This window comes from Streptomyces sp. NPDC002181 (assembly GCF_042890485.1).
Taxonomy (GTDB): domain Bacteria; phylum Actinomycetota; class Actinomycetes; order Streptomycetales; family Streptomycetaceae; genus Streptomyces.
The window spans coordinates 281,619-299,392 of record NZ_JBIASC010000010.1 but is presented as its reverse complement, the minus strand read 5'-3'; the positions used below and the strand labels follow the sequence as shown (position 1 = coordinate 299,392).

At 72.3% G+C, this 17,774-nt stretch carries 16 protein-coding genes; 13 read left to right on the top strand and 3 right to left on the bottom strand.

The window, feature by feature from the left end; translation table 11 throughout:
* The 9 genes from ACFYXV_RS24560 to ACFYXV_RS24520 form a co-directional block, all read left to right on the top strand.
* The coding region (locus tag ACFYXV_RS24560) for a SidA/IucD/PvdA family monooxygenase (RefSeq protein WP_389384039.1) at positions 1–864 on the top strand (864 nt) is incomplete at its 5' end.
* Positions 861–2,159, top strand: coding sequence for an ATP-grasp domain-containing protein (locus ACFYXV_RS24555; RefSeq protein ID WP_389384038.1), 1,299 nt, complete (start codon positions 861–863; stop codon positions 2,157–2,159). The genes ACFYXV_RS24560 and ACFYXV_RS24555, both read left to right, overlap by 4 nt.
* A 31-nt stretch (positions 2,160–2,190) precedes the next feature.
* Positions 2,191–3,405, top strand: a complete 1,215-nt coding sequence (locus ACFYXV_RS24550) for an acyl-CoA dehydrogenase family protein (protein ID WP_389384037.1) — start codon at positions 2,191–2,193, stop codon at positions 3,403–3,405.
* Between the two features lie 21 nt (positions 3,406–3,426).
* On the top strand, positions 3,427–4,638 hold the full coding sequence (locus ACFYXV_RS24545; protein ID WP_385474104.1) for an acyl-CoA dehydrogenase family protein: 1,212 nt from the start codon (positions 3,427–3,429) through the stop codon (positions 4,636–4,638).
* Between the two features lie 15 nt (positions 4,639–4,653).
* Complete coding sequence (tsrT, locus tag ACFYXV_RS24540) at positions 4,654–6,375, top strand: tryptophan 2-C-methyltransferase (protein WP_389384036.1); 1,722 nt, start codon at positions 4,654–4,656, stop codon at positions 6,373–6,375.
* A gap of 153 nt (positions 6,376–6,528) precedes the next feature.
* Positions 6,529–7,302, top strand: a complete 774-nt coding sequence (locus ACFYXV_RS24535; protein ID WP_389384035.1) for a response regulator — start codon at positions 6,529–6,531, stop codon at positions 7,300–7,302.
* A 182-nt stretch (positions 7,303–7,484) separates the two neighbouring features.
* Positions 7,485–7,850: a cupin domain-containing protein gene (locus tag ACFYXV_RS24530; RefSeq protein ID WP_385474097.1), complete on the top strand. Its 366-nt coding sequence runs from the start codon at positions 7,485–7,487 to the stop codon at positions 7,848–7,850.
* A complete protein-coding gene (locus tag ACFYXV_RS24525) occupies positions 7,847–8,170 on the top strand; it encodes a hypothetical protein (protein ID WP_383351630.1) in 324 nt (107 codons plus the stop codon). Before ACFYXV_RS24530 ends, ACFYXV_RS24525 begins: the two co-directional genes overlap by 4 nt.
* On the top strand, positions 8,167–9,543 hold the full coding sequence (locus tag ACFYXV_RS24520; protein ID WP_385474094.1) for an FAD-binding oxidoreductase: 1,377 nt from the start codon (positions 8,167–8,169) through the stop codon (positions 9,541–9,543). The genes ACFYXV_RS24525 and ACFYXV_RS24520 overlap by 4 nt, the downstream gene beginning before the upstream one ends.
* A gap of 170 nt (positions 9,544–9,713) precedes the next feature.
* Here the strand turns inward: ACFYXV_RS24520 and ACFYXV_RS24515 are convergent, their stop codons facing one another.
* Positions 9,714–10,559: an RNA polymerase sigma factor SigF gene (locus ACFYXV_RS24515; RefSeq protein WP_385474092.1), complete on the bottom strand. Its 846-nt coding sequence runs from the start codon at positions 10,557–10,559 to the stop codon at positions 9,714–9,716.
* A 121-nt stretch (positions 10,560–10,680) separates the two neighbouring features.
* The gene (locus ACFYXV_RS24510; protein ID WP_385474090.1) at positions 10,681–11,859 is read right to left on the bottom strand and encodes an AI-2E family transporter; all 1,179 of its coding nucleotides are present in this window, start codon (positions 11,857–11,859) and stop codon (positions 10,681–10,683) included.
* Positions 11,860–12,104: 245 nt separating this feature from the next.
* Here ACFYXV_RS24510 and ACFYXV_RS24505 point away from each other — a divergent pair, with 245 nt between their 5' ends.
* Together ACFYXV_RS24505 and ACFYXV_RS24500 are read left to right on the top strand one after the other, a co-directional pair.
* Entirely contained in the window at positions 12,105–13,205 is a 1,101-nt protein-coding gene (locus tag ACFYXV_RS24505; protein WP_385474088.1) for a glutamate--cysteine ligase, read from the top strand.
* 134 nt (positions 13,206–13,339) lie between these two features.
* On the top strand, positions 13,340–14,089 hold the full coding sequence (locus ACFYXV_RS24500; protein ID WP_385474151.1) for a VOC family protein: 750 nt from the start codon (positions 13,340–13,342) through the stop codon (positions 14,087–14,089).
* Positions 14,090–14,160: 71 nt separating this feature from the next.
* Here ACFYXV_RS24500 and ACFYXV_RS24495 read toward each other — a convergent pair whose 3' ends face one another.
* Positions 14,161–14,892, bottom strand: coding sequence for an SDR family NAD(P)-dependent oxidoreductase (locus tag ACFYXV_RS24495; RefSeq protein WP_385474086.1), 732 nt, complete (start codon positions 14,890–14,892; stop codon positions 14,161–14,163).
* Here ACFYXV_RS24495 and ACFYXV_RS24490 point away from each other — a divergent pair.
* Positions 14,891–15,970, top strand: coding sequence for a tellurite resistance/C4-dicarboxylate transporter family protein (locus ACFYXV_RS24490; protein WP_389384034.1), 1,080 nt, complete (start codon positions 14,891–14,893; stop codon positions 15,968–15,970). The genes ACFYXV_RS24495 and ACFYXV_RS24490 overlap by 2 nt on opposite strands.
* Before the next feature lie 592 nt (positions 15,971–16,562).
* Complete coding sequence (locus ACFYXV_RS24485) at positions 16,563–17,744, top strand: 3-hydroxybenzoate 6-monooxygenase (RefSeq protein ID WP_385474082.1); 1,182 nt, start codon at positions 16,563–16,565, stop codon at positions 17,742–17,744.
* The last annotated feature ends 30 nt before the right edge of the window (positions 17,745–17,774 follow it).

Sequence of the window (17,774 nt, the reverse complement as noted above, 5' to 3'; positions counted from 1 at the left end):
TCGGTGTCCGGGTGGAGCGTGGTGCTGACCGACGGGGACGAGATCCGCTGCCGGGACCTGGTGGTCGGCGGCGGCCGCGACCCGCGCGTACCGGAGGTCTTCGCCGCCCTGCCGGCGGACCGGGTGATCCACAGCGCCCGGTACCGGACCCGGATCGGGGAGATCCCCAGGGACGAGCCGGTGCGGGCGGTGGTGGTCGGCGGGGCGCAGAGCGCGGCGGAGATGTTCTACGCGCTCCACGAGAACCTCCCGCAGAGCCGGGTGACGATGCTGGTGCGGTCGATAGGACTCCAGAACTACCAGACGAGCAAATTCGTGAACGAGCTGTTCTTCCCGTCCTTCGTGGACGAGTTCTACGACAGCCCCGCGGAGGTCCGGGGCCAGGTCCTCGACGAGATGCGGCTGACGAACTACGCGGGGCTGGCGCCGCCGTTCCTCGACGAGCTGTACACGATGCTCTACCGGCAGAAGGCCCTCGGCCCGCAGCGGTCCGAGGTGCGGGCCATGACCGAGGTGGTGGGCGCCCGGATCGAGGACGGGGACGTCGTACTCGATCTGCGGGACCGCCTCAGCGGCAAGACCGAGCCGCTGCGCTGCGACCTCGTCCTCCTCGGCACCGGCTACGACCCCCGCAAGCCCGCGCTCGTACGGGAGCTGGCGGCCCGGGTCGGGATCGACGAGGTGGAGGTCAGCCGCGCCCACCGGGTGGAGCTCGGCGAATCGGCCTGGGGCGCGGTCTACCTCCAGGGCGTCAACGAGGAGACCCACGGCATCGCCGACTCCCTCATCAGCGTCCTCGCGAACCGCTCGCACGACATCCTCACCGACCTGCTCGCCCGGCGCGCCGAGGGGAGCACCCGATGACCGCCGACCGGGGAACCCTTCTGGTCATCGGCAGCGGGCTGAAGGTGTACCGCGAGTACCTCGTCGCCCCGATCCGCCGCCGCGCCCTCGCGTCCGGCCTGGACATGGTGCTGATCAACAACCTCAACCCCACCTGGCAGCACGCCTACTTCGACGAGATCGTCGTCGCCAACGTCTTCGACTCCGCGGCGATGGGCGCGGCGGCCCGGGAAGTGGCCGCGCGCCGCCGCGTCACCGGCCTGATGTGCTGGGACGAGCCGCTGGTCCTGGACGCCGGGCTGCTCGCCGCCGAGTTCGGGGTGCCCGGGCTGTCCGTGCCCGGCGTGCGCGGCTGCCGCGACAAGGAGCTCACCCGCTCCGAGCTCACCGCTGCGGGCCTGTACCAGCCCGGGTTCGCGCTCACCACCACGGTCGAGCAGGCCCGGGCGGCGGCCGAACGGATCGGGTACCCGGTCGTGATCAAGCCGCGGGCGATGGGCGCCAGCATCGGCGTCGTGTTCGCGGCCGACGAGGCCGGGCTGGACACGGCGTTCGGGATCGCGCTGGCCGCGAGCGAGGTCGACCCCGGTCCCTACCGGGCGAGCGCCATCGTCGAGGGGTACGCGCCCGGACCGGAGATCAGCATCGACGGCGCCGTCCACAAGGGCGAGTACCTCCCGCTGTTCGTCGCCCGCAAACACAGCAGCGACCAGCCGTACTTCGAGGAGACCGGGCATCTCGTCGACGCGGCCGACCCGCTCCTGGCGGACCCGGGGCTGATGCACACCCTGGCGCGGGCGCACCGGGTGCTCGGCATCGAGGACGGCATCACCCACACCGAGGTCAGGCTGACCGACCGCGGCCCGCTGATCATCGAGGTCAACGGCCGGCTGGGCGGGGACCTGATCCCCTTCCTCGGCCGGGCCGCCACCGGGATCGAGCCCGGAGAGGTCCTGTTCGACGTGGCCACCGGGCAGCGGCCGGACACCCGCCCCACCCGGCGGGCCGTCGCCGGCATCCGCTTCGGCTACCCGGAGCGGGACTGCCTGCTGCGCTCGGTCACCGTACCGGCCGAGGCGCCCGGCCTGGTCGCCGCGGCGCCGATGGCCGAGCCCGGCACCATCCTGCGGCTGCCCCCGGGCGGCTACCTGGCCCGCCACTCCTTCGTGGTGTGCGAGGCCGAGGACACCCGGACCTGCCTGGAGCGGCTCGACGCGGCGGCCGCGCTCGTCGGGCTGGACGCGGAGCCGATCGGACCGCCGGATCCGGCCGCGCCGTTCGCGATGCCCGCCGGGCTGCTCGACGTCGACGAATGACCGGCACCCACCACCACTTGAGGGGGAACGCATGAGCACGACCCGGAACCCGGGCACCGAGACACCCATGACCGCGGACGAGATCCTGGAGCGGGCCAGGGCACTGGCCCCGCGGCTGCGGGAGCGGTCGGCGGAGATCGAACAGGCCCGGCAACTCCCTCCGGACGTCGTGGACATGCTGCGCGACACCGGAGTGTTCCGGATGTGCTTCGGCCCCGAATGGGGCGGTCCCGAGCTGACGTCGGTGCAGCAGGCCGAGGTCGTGGAGACCCTGGCCCACGGTGACGCCTCGGCCGGATGGTGCGCCGCGATCGGCGCGATGACCGGGGCCATCAGCAACTTCCTGGACCCCGCCGTGGTCAAGGAGGTGTTCCCGCGCCTGGACATGGTCACGGCCGGGCTGATCGCGCCGGCCGGCCACGCCGAGCGGGTGCCCGGCGGCTTCCGGCTGACCGGCCGGTGGTCGTTCGGCAGCGGGATCACCCATGCCGACTGGGTGACCTCGGGCGCGTTCATCTACCAGGACGGCAAGCCCTGGGCCAGCCCGGACGGCAGCAACGCGCACGCCTCGCGCCAGTTCCTGGTGCCGGCCCACGAGGTCGAGGTCGTGGGCAACTGGGACACCACCGGCCTGTGCGGCAGCGGGAGCAGCGACTACACGATCACCGACGTGTTCGTGCCCGAGGAGCACACGTACACCTTCTACAAGGTGCGCGGCCGGACCGACACCCCGATCGCCCAGCCCGACTCGTTCATGCGCAGTCTGTGCTCGGTGCCGCTCGGGGTGGCCCGGGCCGCCCTGGACCACGCGCGGGAGACCGCGCTCACCCGGGTGGACAAGATGACCGGCGCGGTGTGGGCGGACACCTTCCGGGTGCAGGTCACCCTCGCCGAGTGCGAGGCGGAGTTCAACGCCGCCCGCAGCGGCGTCCACAGCAGCTCGCAGCGGCACTGGGACGTACTGGCGGGCGGCGGCACTCTGGACGACCTCACCGCCACCGAGCGGGCCGCGTCCTCGCTCGCCTGGGTGCACGCCTTCCGCAGCTCGCGGGCGATCGTGAACCGCCTCTACGACCTGCTCCAGGCCTGGTCGATCAACCGGTCCTCGCCGATGGACCGCTGGATGCGGGACACCGCGACCATGTGCCAGCACGTCGCCGCCTCGGACCTGATCCTCGAATCCGGGGGCGCCTACCTGCTGGGCCGGCCGCCCAAGTTCCGGATGAGCCTCGGCATCGTCAAGTAGGGCCAAATGAAAGGCGATCACATGACCATGACCCGGAACCCGGGGGCCGAGGTGCCCGCCACGGGGGCGGAGCTCCTCGCGCGCGCGAAGGAGCTGGCGCCGCTGCTGCGGGAGCACTCGGCGCGGATCGAGGAGGCGCGGCGGCTGCCGGCGGACGTGGTGGACCTGCTGCGCGGCGCCGGGGTGTTCCGGATGGCGTTCGGCCGCGAACTGGGCGGCCTGGCCCTGACGACGATGGAGCAGACGGAGGTCGTCGAGACACTGGCGCACGGGGACGCCTCCGCGGCCTGGTGCGCGGTGATGGGCGCGAGCGGCGGCATCTTCAGCGCCTTCCTCGACGAGAGGGTGGCCAAGGAGGTCTTCCCGACCCCGGACACGATCATGGCGGGGCTGCTGCAGCCGACGGGCCGCGCCGAGCGGGTACCCGGCGGGTTCCGGCTCTCCGGCCGGTGGTCGTTCGGCAGCGGGATCACCCACTGCGACTGGGTGACCTCGGGTGCGTTCGTCTACGAGGACGGCACACCGTACGCGAGCCCGGACGGCAGCAATCCGCACGAGTCGAAGCAGTTCCTGGTGCCCCGGGCCCAGGTGGAGGTCATCGACAACTGGCACACCATGGGGATGCGCGGCACCGGCAGCTGCGACTACACGATGGACGGCGTCTTCGTGCCGGAGGAACACACGTACAGCTTCGGGAAGGTACGGGGCCGCCCCGGCCCGCTCGCGCAGCCGGACGCGTTCACGCGCAGCATGTGCGGCGTGGCGCTCGGGGTGGCCCGGGCCGCCCTGGACCACGCGCGGGAGATCGCCCGGACCCGGGTCGACCGGATGACCGGGGTGGCGTGGAAGGACCACTTCCGCACCCAGGTCACGCTCGCCGAGTGCGAGGCGGACTTCCTCGCCACCCGGAACGGGGTGTACGGGAGCCAGCGGCGGCAGTGGGAAGTGCTGGCCGCCGGGGGCACCCTGGACGACCTCACCCCCGAGGAGCGCGCCGCGTCTCCGATCGCCTGGGTGCACGCCTTCCGCACCTCGCGGTCGATCGTCGGCAGGCTCTTCGACCTGCTCCAGACCTGGTCGATCCACCAGTCCTCGCCGATGGACCGCTGGATGCGCGACACCACCACCATGTGCCAGCACGCCACCGCGCAGGACCGCATTCTCCAGTCGGCCGGCGCCTACCTGCTCGGCTCGAAGCCCGAATTCGGCATCTGCCTCGGCATCGTCAAATAAGGGGAGAGGGAACCGATGGGCAGAGGTCTCGTGTTATTGGTCAATCCCAACAAGGTGCACCCGCCGATCGCGCCCTACGCGCTCGACGTGCTCACCACCTCGTTGGAGGCCGCCGATTTCGACGTCGAGGTGGCCGACCTGACGTTTCACCGGGAGGACTGGAAGTCGTACCTCTGCGAGTACTTCGAGGCGCGCAGCCCCCTGCTCGTGGGCGTCACCATACGCAACACCGACACGGTCTACGCCTTCGAGCAGCGCCCGTTCATCGGCGAGCACAAGGAGATCATCACCGAGATCAGGCGGCTGACGGACGCGCCGATCGTCGGCGGCGGCATCGGTTTCTCCTCCATGCCCTTCGCGCTCGTCGACTACTTCGGGATCGATTTCGGCGTCAAGGGCCCCGGCGAGCAGATCATCTGCGATCTCGCCGACGCGCTGGTCACCGGCCGCGACACGGCCACCGTGTCCGGGCTGCTGCGCAACACGGGGGAGGGGGTCACCCGGGTACCGCCGTCCTCGCTGATGCCGGCGCCCCGGCGCGCCGCGGCGCCGTCGGCGGGCGGACAGTTCGAGGACCGGGTGTGGCAGGTGGACCGGACCGGGACCTACCGGCGCCGCTCCGGCTCGCCGCACAAGGTGGACAACCTGCTGTACTACCAGCGCGGCGGCTTGGCCGGGATCCTCACCAAGAACGGCTGCACGTACCGCTGTTCGCACTGCGTGGAACCGGACGCGAAGGGCACCCGGTTCGGCCGGCGCGACATCGCCGCCGTGGTCGACGAGATGCAGTCGCTCGCCGCCCAGGGGATCCTCGACCAGCACACCACCGACAGCGAGTTCAACCTCTCCATCAACCACGCGAAGAACCTGCTGCGCGAGATCGTCCGGCGCAAGCACGCCGACCCCGGCAATCCGCTGAACGCACTGCGGCTGTGGGTCTACTGCCAGCCCTCGCCGTTCGACGAGGAGTTCGCCGCCCTGCTCGCGGCCGCGGGCTGCCGAGGGGTCAACGTCGGCTCCGACCACGTGCGACAGGACATGCTGCGCGGCTGGAAGGTCACGGAGAAGGGCACCACGTACTACTCCTTCGCCGACACGGAGAACCTGGTGCGGCTGTGTCACGCCCACGGCATGATGACGATGGTCGAGGCACTGTTCGGCATGCCGGGCGAGACGCCGCAGTCCATGCGCGAATGCGTCGAGGCGTTCATGGCGCTGGACGCGACCGTCACCGGATTCTCGCTGGGGCTGCGGCTGTTCCCGTACACCCCGCTCGGCATCGCGATCGCCGAACAGTGCGACGGGGTGAGGACGGTGCCCGGACTCCAGTCGAACACGGCCACGGAGCCGATCGTGCTGAAGCCGCTCGCCCGGTGCTCGGGCCCGGTGGAGTACGAGCGGCAGTTCATGTTCGACGCATCGGGAAACTTCCGCCTCGTCTGCTATTTCTCGCCGGATCTCCTGGAGGACGCCGAAACGGTCGACGACCCCTCGGGGCAGCGGCGCCGGTCCGTGGAACTGCTCTGGGAGCTCGTGGACCCCTCCGATCACCACAGGGTCATGCTGCCGACGCTGGCCGGTATGAGCGAGCACGACAACAACTACGCGGACAATCCGTTCCTTACCAGTCTCAGTGGACTGGGATACACGGGAGCGTTCTGGGCGCATTGGCGGGACCGGGAGGCAATTCTCCGCCGGGCACAAGAGGTAGGAATGGCAGAGTCCGCAGAAAACTGACGTGGCCGGATGTGAATGTCGATGCCGACATGGTTATCGCGCCATACGGATATCCCCCCGACCGTTGCGGTAAGACTGGCCCGTGCACCATTCTGGTAACGCGCCGGTCGGCCCTGAGCCACCGTATAAGATCGATTCGGGGGGAAGGTAGAAATGCATCAGACAACAGACATCAAGGGGCTGCTCTGGCCACTCTCGTCACAGGGTGAGGGGCGAAGGGAGTTCGGCGGCCGGCGCCCCGACGGCGACCTCGCGGTCGTCTCCCGACCCCTCGGAACCGTCACCGTCACCGTCGTGATCGCCGACGCCCAGCCGGCGATCCGCCACGGGGTGCGCTCCTTGCTGGAGGGGTCCGCAGGGATATCCGTCGTCGGCGAGGCCGCCACCGCGGACGAGGTGATGGCCGAGACCTCCCGCTGCCGGCCCGATGTCCTCGTGGTCGACCCGCTCATGGACCAGCGCGCCGGGATGCGGGTGATATCCGAAGTGCTGAGGTTATGGCCCGAAACGGGCGTCCTCGTCTTCAGCTCGGTCGACGACGACCGGGTCATCACCGCGGCTCTCCAGGCCGGCGCCCGCGGCTACCTGTTCAAATTCGCCGACGCGGACCAGATCCTGCGCGGCATCCAGGCCGTGGCCGCCGGCGAGGGAATCGTCGACAAGTCGATCGCCAACCGGCTCGGGGCGCTGATGGGCCCCGCGCCCGCCGGACCGTACGGCTACCCGTTCCCCCAGCTGACCAACCGGGAGCGCGATGTCCTGGAGCGCATCGCCGCGGGCAAGTCGAATGCCGCCATCGCCCGTGAACTCGTGCTCGCCTCCAAGACCATCAGCAACCGTGTTTCCGCGATATTCGGAAAGCTCGGCGTGGCCGATCGGTCCCAGGCGATCGTGCTCGCCCGGGACGCGGGTCTGGGACAGGGGTGATCCGGCAGATTCCCTTTCGACAGGGGAACAATTCCCCTGTCGAAAGGGAATCGCCCGCTCCTAGCCTGGTCGGCGTCTCCCTCCACCGGAAATCGGAATTCCCTGAATTCCGGCCCACCGGCCCACCGGCACAAGAAGACGTCGATCGGAGCGGAAAGTTGACCGACCAGGAACGACCCGACGTGGACATCCGCACAGCCGAGCCGGACCACCTGCTCCGGGAGCACGGACTGGACCTCAAGCTCCTGTACCCGTGGCCGGGACTGCGATCCCCCTTCCGGGGCGCCTGGTGCGTCCTGCGCCCCGGAGACGTGTCCGAGGCGCACGCCCACCACGAGCGCGAGATGTTCATCGCCATGGCCGGGCGCGCCGAGGTGGTGTGCGACGGCCTCCGCCGCCCGCTCGCGGCCGGGGACATCGCGCTGATGAAGGGCGGGATCGAGCACCACATCGTCAACGACCACGACGAGGACTTCTCCTACTACGCGATCTGGTGGGGCCGGAGCATGTCGGCCGAGTTCCTCGCGGCCACGGGCGATGCCACGTGATCGACTACGACGGCCGAAGGTTCCGCAAACCGCAGGGCGACGTCCGCACCGTCGCCGTCTACCACCAGCAGGGGGACCTGGTCTGGGGAGAAGTCCACGGCGGCGAGGTGCGACGCGGCTGGACCGTCGGCACCTGCACCCCCGACGGCACCCTCTCCATGGGCTACACCCTCGTGTTCGCGACCGGCGAGGTGGTCTGCGGACACACCGTCAACACCCCCGAGCTCGCCGAGGACGGCCGCCTGCGGCTGCGCGAGGTCTGGGAGCGCTACGGCCCGCACGCCGCGACCGGGATCTCCTACATCGAGGAGGTGCGGTGAACGGCGCCTCCGAAGCGGACTGGCGGCGGTTGGAGAAGACGGTGGCGGGCCGCGTCCTGCGCCCCGGCGACGCCGGCTTCCGCGCGTCCAGCGCGCCGTTCAACACCCGCTTCGCCTCGGTCACCCCGCACGGCGTGCTGTCCGTCGCGAACGAGGCCGACGTACGGCACGCCCTGGCCTGGGCCCGCGACACGGGCGTCGCCCTCGTCGCCCGCAGCGGTGGCCACAGTTACGCCGGCCACTGCGTCACCACGGGCCTCGTCCTCGACCTCAGCGCGCTGAACGACGTGTCCGCCGACGGCTCCACCGGGCTCGTCACGGCCGCCGGCGGGGCCCGCATGGCCGAGGTCTACGCCGCGGTCCAGCCCCACGAGATGGCGTTCGCGCTGGGCAACGGCGCCTCCGTCGGCATCGCCGGGCTCACCCTCGGCGGCGGCTCCTCCTCCACCTCGCGCAAGCTGGGCCTCACCGCGGACGCCCTCGTCCGGACCACCCTCATGACAGCCGACGGACAGGTGCTGACCTGCGACGCCCAGCAGAACCCGGACCTGTACTGGGCCTGCCGCGGTGGCGGGGGCGGGAACTTCGGCGTCAACCTCTCCTTCACCTTCCAGGCCGCCCACGTGCCCGACGTCTCCACCTGCCTGCTGCTGTGGGAGGCGGCCGACGCGCTGGACGCCTTCGCCGCGGTGCAGGAAGCCGCGGAGCGGGCACCGGACGAGTTCTCCCTCCGCCTCGGGGTCGCCGCCGCCCGCGGCGCCGACCCCGTCGTATCGGCCGTCGGACTGCACCTCGGCCCCGCGAGCGAGTTGCGGGAGCTGCTCGCCCCCGTCCTGGCGGCGACCCGTCCCGTACGGGAGGACATCGCCGACCGCACGTTCTGGGAGGCGAAGGACTACCTGCTGCACGAGACCTCCGCCGGGGCCTTCGCCGTACGGACCAACTTCGCCCCCGGGCCGCTCCCGCCCGAAGCCGTGGCCGCCGTCCTCGCCCGGCTCGCCCGCCGTCCGGGCAGCGACAACCCGGACGGCTGCGGACTGGCCCTGTACGGCTGGGGCGGTGCGATCAACCGGGTGGCACCCGCCGACACCGCGTTCGTCCACCGGGACGCACGGTTCCTCGTCAGCATGGACACCTCCTGGACCGAACGCGACGGCCCGGCCACCGTGGCGGCGAACCTGCGCTGGCTGGCGGAGCTGGGGGAGACCGTCGCACCGTACGTGGGCCGGGGCGCCTACCAGAACTTCATCGACCCGGACCTGGCGGACTGGCGCACCGCGTACTACGGCGCCAACTATCCCCGACTCGTCGAGATCAAGAAGCGGGTGGACCCGGACGGCTTCTTCACCTTCGGGCAGGCCATCGGATCATGACCGTACGGCGTGCACCGCGTGCACCGCGTACGCCGCGCCGGCAGCACCCCCTGCCCCCGGGCGGCCCCGGAGCGGAGCAGGCGACGGGAGCCCCGAGCACCCCCGTCGCCTGTGGACCGCCGGAGCCGCCCCTCCCGGCGGCGGGAGCGCCGCCGCTGCCGCTCACGGGCTCACGAGCGCACGGACACCTCCGGCGGATCCTCCAGGAGGCTCTTCCGCAGGGCGGTCAGCGTCCGGTTGAGCAGCCGCGAGACGTGCATCTGCGACAGCCCCAGCCGCTCGCCGATCTCGGACTGGGTCAGGCCGTCGCCGAAGCGCAGCGAGAGGAGGATGCGCTCGCGCTCGGGCAGTTCGGCCAGGAGCGGCTTGAGCGACTCCAGGCATTCGATCGTGTCGTACGCCGTCTCCTCCGTGCCGAGCGAGGGACGGTCGGCGTACGCCGCGTTGTGGTCGCCGTCCTCCTGAGTCGGTGCGTCCAGGGAGCGCGCTGAGTACGCGTGCGCCGCCTTCCGCCCCTCCACCAGCTCCGCGGGCGTGACGTGCAGCCGCTCCGCCAGCTCGGCGTCCGTCGGCTCGCGGCCCAGGTCCTGCTCCAGCGCGTCGTGCGCCTTGGCGGAGTCGATCCGCAGCTCCTGGAGCCTCCGGGGCACCTTCACGGCCCAGCTGGTGTCGCGGAAGAACCGCTTGATCTCGCCGACGATGGTCGGCATGGCGAAGGTGGTGAACTCCACCCCGCGCTCCGGGTCGAACCGGTTGATCGCCTTGATCAGGCCGATCGTCCCGACCTGGACGATGTCCTCCATCGGCTCGCTCCGGCCGCGGAACCGGCGGGCGGCGTATTTCACCAGGCTCAGGTTGAGCTCGACGAGCGTGTTGCGCACGTACGAGTACGCCGCCGTCCCCTCGTCGAGGCTGCGCAGTCTGTGGAACAAGGCCCCCGACAGCGTCCGGGCCTCGCCTGTGCTCACGCTCAGCGTGTCTTGCGGAATGCTTTCGGTGACCTCGGTGTACGGCATCTGGGCTGCTCCTCCGACGGATGGTCGCGCCGCGAGCCCGCGGCACGGCCGTCTCGTGAGCTGTCCTCGTACATATACCCCCTCCCGGCGGGCTGAAGCCGCACGTCTGGAAAAGCGCAGCTCAGAGCCCTGCCTCCGGGGAGCGCAGCGACTGGCGGACCGCCCAGACGACCGAGACCAGCGGTACGGCGACCACGGCGCCCAGCACGCCCGCGGCAACGGCGCCCGCGACCACCGACAGCGCCACGACCACCGGGTGCAGCCGTACCGCCCAGCTCATCAGCATCGGGTGCAGCACGTGTCCCTCGATCTGCCCGATGATCACGATCAGGGCGACCACGAGCGCGGCGACCAGCGGCCCCTTGGCCGCCAGCGCGACGACCACGGCCACCGCGAGGGCGACCGGGGAGCCGATCAGGGGGACGAACGCGGCGAAGAACTCCAGCAGCGCGAGCGGCACCGCCAGCGGGACGCCCAGCAGGTACAGGGCCACCCCGACCAGGACGGCGTTGGTCGCCGCGACCAGCACGATCCCGTGGGTGTACCCGGTGAACGTCCGCCACGCGGCCCGCCCTGCGACCGAGATGCGCTGCTGGGCCCCTTTCGGGAACTGGGAGCACACCCAGCGCCACTGCCGGTCACCGGAATAGATGAAGAACACCGCGCAGAACAGGGACAGCGCCACCACCGTCAGGGCCTCCACCAGGCGCCCCGCGCCGCTCACGGCCGTACTGAGCAGGCTCGCGCGGTGACTGGAGAGGTAGTCGCCGATCCGGTCCCGCAGATCGGTCAGCGCGTGCGGGCTCAGCCGCAGCGGCGGCCGCTCCAGCAGGGGCTCCAACCGGTCCAGCCCCATCCGGAACTCGGCCACCAGCGATTCCCACTCCGCGGCGATCGTCTCCCCGACGAAGGCGAGCGCGCCCAGCGCGAGCACGATGCTGCCCAGGAGCGAGCAGGCCACCGCGAGGGAGCGCGGGATCCAGCGGGCCAGGAAATCGGCCACCGGGTGCAGCAGCGCCGTACCGACCAGACCGAGGAAGACGGCCACGGCGAGCTCGTGGAAGCGTCCCAGCACCATGAACACCGTGTACACGACCGCCCCGACCACCAGCAGCCGCCAGCAGTACGCCGCCGCGGTCCGCAGCAGCGGCGACACGGACGCGTACGGCCGGTCCACGGGCCTGCCGCCGGGGCGCCGGCCCAGCGCCCGGGCGCGCCGGACGGCCACCCGGGAGCGCGGGGCACCCGTGCGCGCCCCTTCCGGGCGGGAATGCGGCCGGCCCGCGGATCGCCTGGTCATGTACCGCCCCTGCCGATGGCCCGATGGGTGCATTTCCCTGTGAACTGCCACGCTGGAATCGGCGCCCCACGCACCCGGAGCCAGATTCGCCCGAAGGAACCGCCGAATGCCCGCGCCCGACGCGGGACCTCCGCCCCCGCATGGGGCGGCTGCGGCCGGGAATACGCAGGGCCCGCGGGACCGCGGAAGGACCGCGCCGCGGGTGGCGGGACGTTCAGAACTCGAAGGCAGGAGTCCCACACGACATGATCACGATCGGGGTTGAGGAGGAGTACGTCCTGCTGGATCCGGTCACCCATCTGCCCGTGTCCCGGGCGGAGGAGGTGCGGGCAGCGGCCGGCCTCGGGCCGTTCGTGGACGCCGAGGAGGTGCAGAACGAACTGCTCCAGGCCCAGATCGAGGTGGCCACGCCCGTCTGCACGGACCTGGACGAGGTCGCCGGCCACCTGCTGCGCCTGCGGCACGCGGTCGGCTCCGCCGCCGAGGAACACGGCTGCCTCCTGGCCACCTGCGCCGCGGCCCCGCTGCGGGACGCCGAGCCGCCCCCGATCACCCAGAACCTGCGGTACCTCAAAATGCGGGAGGAAGCGGGCCAGCTGGTCGACGAGCAGCTGATCAACGGCATGCACGTACACGTCGCGGTACCCGACCGGGAGATGGGCGTCGCCGTCCTCAACCGGCTGCGCGTCTGGTTGCCGACCCTGCTGGCCATGTCGGCGAACTCGCCGCTGTGGGACGGACGCGACACGGGCTTCGCCAGCTGGCGCACGATCGTCTTCGGCCGCTGGCCGGTCAGCGGCCCGACGCCGTGCTTCCGTACGCTCGCCGACTACGAGGCGCGCATCGAGGCGCTCCTGGAGGCGGGGGTGATCGCCGACCGGGGCCAGCTCTACTGGCAGGCCAGGCTGTCGGACCGCTACCCGACCCTGGAGGTGCGCTGCCTCGACGTACAGCTGGACGCCACCGACGCCGTGCTGCTCACCGGGATCGTCCGCGCCCTGGTCAGCACGGCGATCGCGGAGGAGAAGGCGGGGGCCGCCCCCGTGGAGTGCACGCCGGAGTTGCTCCACGCGGCCATGTGGCACGCGGCCCGGCACGGTCTCGACGGCTCCCTGGTGGACCCGCAGGGCCGCCGGCGCAGCGCCGGTGACGTGCTGTGGCTGCTGATGCGGCACATCACGCCCGCGCTGGAGGAGGCCGGGGACGAGCGCGAGGTGGGTTCCCTGCTGCACCGGCTCCTGCAGGAGGGCACGCCCGCGGACCGGCAGCGCCGCGCCCTCACGGCCGGTGGCATGGAGGCACTCACCGATCTGATCACCGGGCAGGGCACGGGGAGCGGCCGCTGAGCGGACCGGGAAGACGGCGGGCCGACGTGCGGGGCGCACCCCCCGACGGCACGATGGGCTGGACGAGGGACGGAGGGCGTGCGGTGGAGATTTCTACGAGGGAGGTCTTCGGCGCGCCGTGCTGGGTCAGCCTGATGGCCCGCGACCTCCAGGGAACCCAGCAGTTCTACGGCGCGGTCCTCGGCTGGAAGTTCCGGCCCGCCCGGCTGGGCGAGGGGTGGACCGTCGCCGAGCTGGACGGGGTGCCGGTGGCCGGCATCGGCACCCTGACCACCGACCTGCCGGTCGCCGCCGCGTGGACCCCGTACTTCGCGGTCGACGACGCCGACGAGGCCGCGGACCGGATCCGCGAGCGCAGCGGCACCGTCGCCGTCGGCCCGGTCTCCTTCCCCTCCGGCGGCCGCGGCGCGCTGGTCGCCGACCGGGACGGCGCGGTCTTCGGGATCTGGGCCGGCGGGGTGTCCGCCGACTGGCGGGTGGGCCGGGGACCCGCACCGGCCTGGCTGGAACTGCGGACCAGGGACGCCTTCGAGTCGGCGATCTTCTACGGCGAGGTGCTGGAGTGGGCCACCGGCCGCCCCGGGTGCTGCGAGGTCTCGTACGAGGACGACCAGGTCGTCCTGCGGCAGGGCGGCGATCCGGTCGCCCGCCTGAACGGCGGGATCACCGAGGCCGCGGCGCACACCCCGGAGACCAGGCCCCGCTGGCACGTCTACTTCCGGGTCCCGGACCTCGACGAGGCCATCGAGGCGGCCGCCACCTCCGGCGGGACCACCCTGTCGACGATCATGTCGAGCCCCACCGACCGCTGGGTCAGCCTCCGCGACCCCGGGGGCGCGATGTTCACCCTCACCACGGCCCGCACGGAACCCGGGCCCTCCTGATCCGTACGGGCGGGCCGGGCACGCCGCTCGCCGGGCACTCCGCTCGCCGGGCACGCCGGGTCCGGCCCGGGTCAGACCTGGGCCGCGCCGCCGTCCACGAACAGTTCGATGCCCGTGACGTAGCTGCTCTCCTCCGAGGCGAGGAACAGCGCCGCCGCGGCCACCTCCTCCGGACGGCCGGTCCGGCCCATCGGCACCCCGGAGGTGACCTCCTCCAGGATCGCTGCGGGCGCCCGCGACAGCGCGGGGGTGTCGATCGGGCCGGGGCTGAGCGCGTTCACCCGGATCCCGCGCCCCGCGAGCTCCAGCGCCATGCTGCGCGCCATCGACCGGACGGCCGCCTTCGTGGCGCCGTAGACCCCGAACCGGGTGGACCCCGAGGAGCCGGCGGTGGAGCCGACCAGGATGACCGAGCCGCGCTCCCCGAAGAGCGGCAGCGCCCGCTGCACGGTGAAGAAGGTGGCACGGAAGTTCAGGTCCGAGACGATGTCGAACTGCTCCTCGGTGAACTCGGCGACCCCGCCCGCCTTCCCGCCGCCCGCGTTGGTCACCAGCACGTCGATCGGCCGGCCTTCCGCCTCGACCGCCGCGTACAGCCGCTCCAGGTCCGCCGACCGGGTGACATCCCCCCGCACCCCGACCGCGCCGCTCCCCAACGCGTCCACCGCGGAGGCGAGTTCCGCCTCGCGGCGGCCCGTGACGAACACCCGGGCACCCTCCCGTACGAACCGGTGCGCCGTCGCCAGTCCGATGCCGGCGGACCCGCCCGTGATCACCGCGACCTTGCCGTCGAGCTGTCCCATGAGCGCAGAGAGTCGGGCAGCGCCCTCGGGAAGTCAAGGCACGGGCGCGGTGCACCTGGTGTGGGCCGGGTGGCCCACCGCGCTCGCGGGCCACGGCCGGACGGTGTCGGCTGGCGGGGTGAACCAGGTGTTTCCCCTGCCCGGCCGCCGCTGGTGGACGGGGCTCCCCCCGGCCGCGGGCGCCGCCGTCATGGCCGCCGGCATCCTCTCCGTCGGCCTGCACCTCACCGGTTTCGACGGGCTGTCGCTGGCCGCCCTGGTCCTCGCCGCCGCGCTGTGGCTCGTGCTCGCCGCCGATTTCACCACCCGGCTCGTGAGCGACCGAGGCCGTTTCGAGGCCGAGGCCGACACCCCGGCCGCCCTGACGGCCGTGGCCGCGACGACGGTGCTCGGCACCCGGATCTCCCAGCTGGGGTGGCAGGGCCTCGCCGTCGCCCTGCTCGTACTGGCGGCCGTGCTCTGGCCCGGACTGCTGATCGCCGTCGTCCGGCACTGGAAACGGCGGATGCCCGGCGCCGCGTTCCTCGTCTGCGTGGCCACCCAGGGACTCGCCGTCCTGGCCGCGACCCTGGCCGCCGCCCTCCACCAGGACTGGCTCGCCCGCGCGGCGCTGGGCGCCTTCTGCCTGGGCCTGCTGCTGTACGCCTTCGCCCTCGTACGGTTCGACTTCCGCGAGGTGCTGCGGGGCGCGGGCGACCACTGGGTGGCCGGTGGCGCGCTCGCCATCTCGGCGCTGGCCGGCTCGAAGCTCACGGCATCGCCCGTGTGGACCGGTTCGGCCCACACGGCGCTGCGTACCGTCACGCTGGTGGCGCTCGCCCTGTCCCTCGGCTGGTACGTGCTCCTGCTCGCCGCCGAGCTGCGCCAGTGGCGGCCGCACTACGACATCCGCCGCTGGGCGACCGTCTTCCCCCTCGGGATGACGGCCACCGCCTGCCTTTCGGCCGCCGGTCCCACCGGGGTCGCCTGGCTGCGCCCGCTGGGCGAGGTGCTGCTCTGGATCGCGGTGGGCGCCTGGCTGCTGACCTTCGCGGCACTCGTCGCGACCGCCTCGGCCAGGCGCTCCCGCAACCCCTGACGGGGCGGCGGACAGGGGTGCGAGGCGCCGGCTCCGGGAGGTGGTCCGGGGCACCTGACGAAGTGTTCCCGGCGTCCTGCTCCCGCCCGCTCAGGTCGATGCAGGGTGGCCGCGCGAGCCTCCACCCGTTGCGAACATCAGTCAAGGAGCCCTGAGCAGAACCGTGAGGACCCCACCGAGGAGTGCGACCGGTCGCTTCGCACGCGGCGAGCCGGACCGCCGCGCCGCGGAAGGCGCCCGCGCCCTGGCAGCACGGCGGCGGATCTGACGATCGAACCGGACGCCTTCGCCGCGCCGTACGCGAGGACGGCGGCCGCACCGGCGCGCCGCGCGCCCGCACGCACGATCCACGGGCCGGGCACACACGGCTCAAGGGGTCCGGCCGGATCGAGGCGATCGCCGGGCACCCGCGGCCCCGCGCGACGCGCGCGGGCAAGGCCGGGACCGGATCCCCGTCCCTCGCCCCGCCACACCCGGCGCCACCGGGAACTCCCGCCCCCGCGACCCCCAGGTCCTCCCCGGCCCCCGCGGCACACTCCCCCTGCTCTTCCCCGAACCCACCACCACACGACACAAGGGATGTGAACCACAGATGGCGAACATACTCATCGCCGGCGGAGGCATCGGCGGACTCGCCGCGGCGCTCGGCCTCGCGGGCCGCGGCCACCGGGTGACCGTTCTGGAGCGCAGGGAGACGTTCACCGAACTCGGCGCGGGCATCCAGCTCGGCCCCAACGCCTTCCACGCGCTCGACCTGCTCGGCGTGGGCGCCCAGGTCCGCGACCGGGCGGTCTACATCGACGAACTGCGGCTCATGGACGGCACCACGGACGAGGCGATCGCCTCGATGCCGCTGACCGGCGACTACCGCACGCGCTTCGGCAACCCGTACGCGGTCGTGCAGCGCTCCGACGTGTACGAACCGCTGCTGGAAGGCTGTCGCAGCCATCCCCGGATCGAACTGCGCGGCGGTAGACGGGTGGTGGGGTACGAGCAGCGCGGCCAGGGCTCGTGCGAGGTGGTCGCCGTCCTCAGTGACGGCGAGCGGCTCAGCGGCGCGGCACTGATCGGCGCCGACGGCATCCGCTCGGAGATACGGCGCCAGCTGGTGGGCGACGGTGACCCGAGGGTATCCGGGCACACGATCTACCGCTCGGTGGTTCCGGTGGAGCAGGTGCCCGAAGAGCTGCGGTGGAACACCGTCACCCTGTGGGCGGGCCCCAAGTGGCACTTCGTCCACTATCCGATCGGCGGCGGCGCGTTGCTGAACCTGGCCGCGACCCGGGACAACGGCGCGCGGGCGGCCGTCGTCGGGCAGCCGGCCGGGCGCGCCCACGTACTCGACGAGTTCCCGGAGCTGGGCGCGACGCCGAGGCGGCTGCTGGAACTCGGCCGGGACTGGAAGGCGTGGGTGCTGTGCGACCGCGACCCGGTCGACACGTGGACCGACGGACGCGTGGCGCTGCTGGGCGACGCGGCCCACCCGATGCTCCAGTACGCGGCCCAAGGGGCCTGTCAGGCACTGGAGGACGCGGTGGTGCTCGCCGAGTCGCTGGACTGCTGCGAGGACACCGTCGTGCAGCGGCTGGAGAAGTACAGCGCGGCCCGCCGGGAGCGTACGGCCCGGACCCAGCTGGTCGCCCGCGAGATCGGCCGCAGGCTGTACCACCCGGAGGGCGACGCGGCGCGCGAGCGCAACGCGATGCTGAGGGGCCTGTCGCCCGACGGCATGTACGACGAGGTCGCATGGCTCCACGGGGTGGACCTCGGCTGAGCGGGCACGGCAAAGGGGGGGCGGCCCCCG

Bases quoted from the DNA above. Each gene is read 5' to 3' on its own strand.
- ACFYXV_RS24550 (WP_389384037.1), top strand. From the start codon at position 2,191: ATGAGCACGACCCGGAACCCGGGCACCGAGACACCCATGACCGCGGAC.
- ACFYXV_RS24545 (WP_385474104.1), top strand. From the start codon at position 3,427: ATGACCATGACCCGGAACCCGGGGGCCGAGGTGCCCGCCACGGGGGCG.
- ACFYXV_RS24490 (WP_389384034.1), top strand. From the start codon at position 14,891: ATGAGCGCAGAGAGTCGGGCAGCGCCCTCGGGAAGTCAAGGCACGGGC.
- ACFYXV_RS24500 (WP_385474151.1), top strand. From the start codon at position 13,340: ATGGCCCGCGACCTCCAGGGAACCCAGCAGTTCTACGGCGCGGTCCTC.
- ACFYXV_RS24515 (WP_385474092.1), bottom strand. From the start codon at position 10,559: ATGCCGTACACCGAGGTCACCGAAAGCATTCCGCAAGACACGCTGAGC.
- ACFYXV_RS24510 (WP_385474090.1), bottom strand. From the start codon at position 11,859: ATGACCAGGCGATCCGCGGGCCGGCCGCATTCCCGCCCGGAAGGGGCG.
- tsrT (WP_389384036.1), top strand. From the start codon at position 4,654: ATGGGCAGAGGTCTCGTGTTATTGGTCAATCCCAACAAGGTGCACCCG.
- ACFYXV_RS24505 (WP_385474088.1), top strand. From the start codon at position 12,105: ATGATCACGATCGGGGTTGAGGAGGAGTACGTCCTGCTGGATCCGGTC.
- ACFYXV_RS24495 (WP_385474086.1), bottom strand. From the start codon at position 14,892: ATGGGACAGCTCGACGGCAAGGTCGCGGTGATCACGGGCGGGTCCGCC.
- ACFYXV_RS24485 (WP_385474082.1), top strand. From the start codon at position 16,563: ATGGCGAACATACTCATCGCCGGCGGAGGCATCGGCGGACTCGCCGCG.
- ACFYXV_RS24555 (WP_389384038.1), top strand. From the start codon at position 861: ATGACCGCCGACCGGGGAACCCTTCTGGTCATCGGCAGCGGGCTGAAG.
- ACFYXV_RS24535 (WP_389384035.1), top strand. From the start codon at position 6,529: ATGCATCAGACAACAGACATCAAGGGGCTGCTCTGGCCACTCTCGTCA.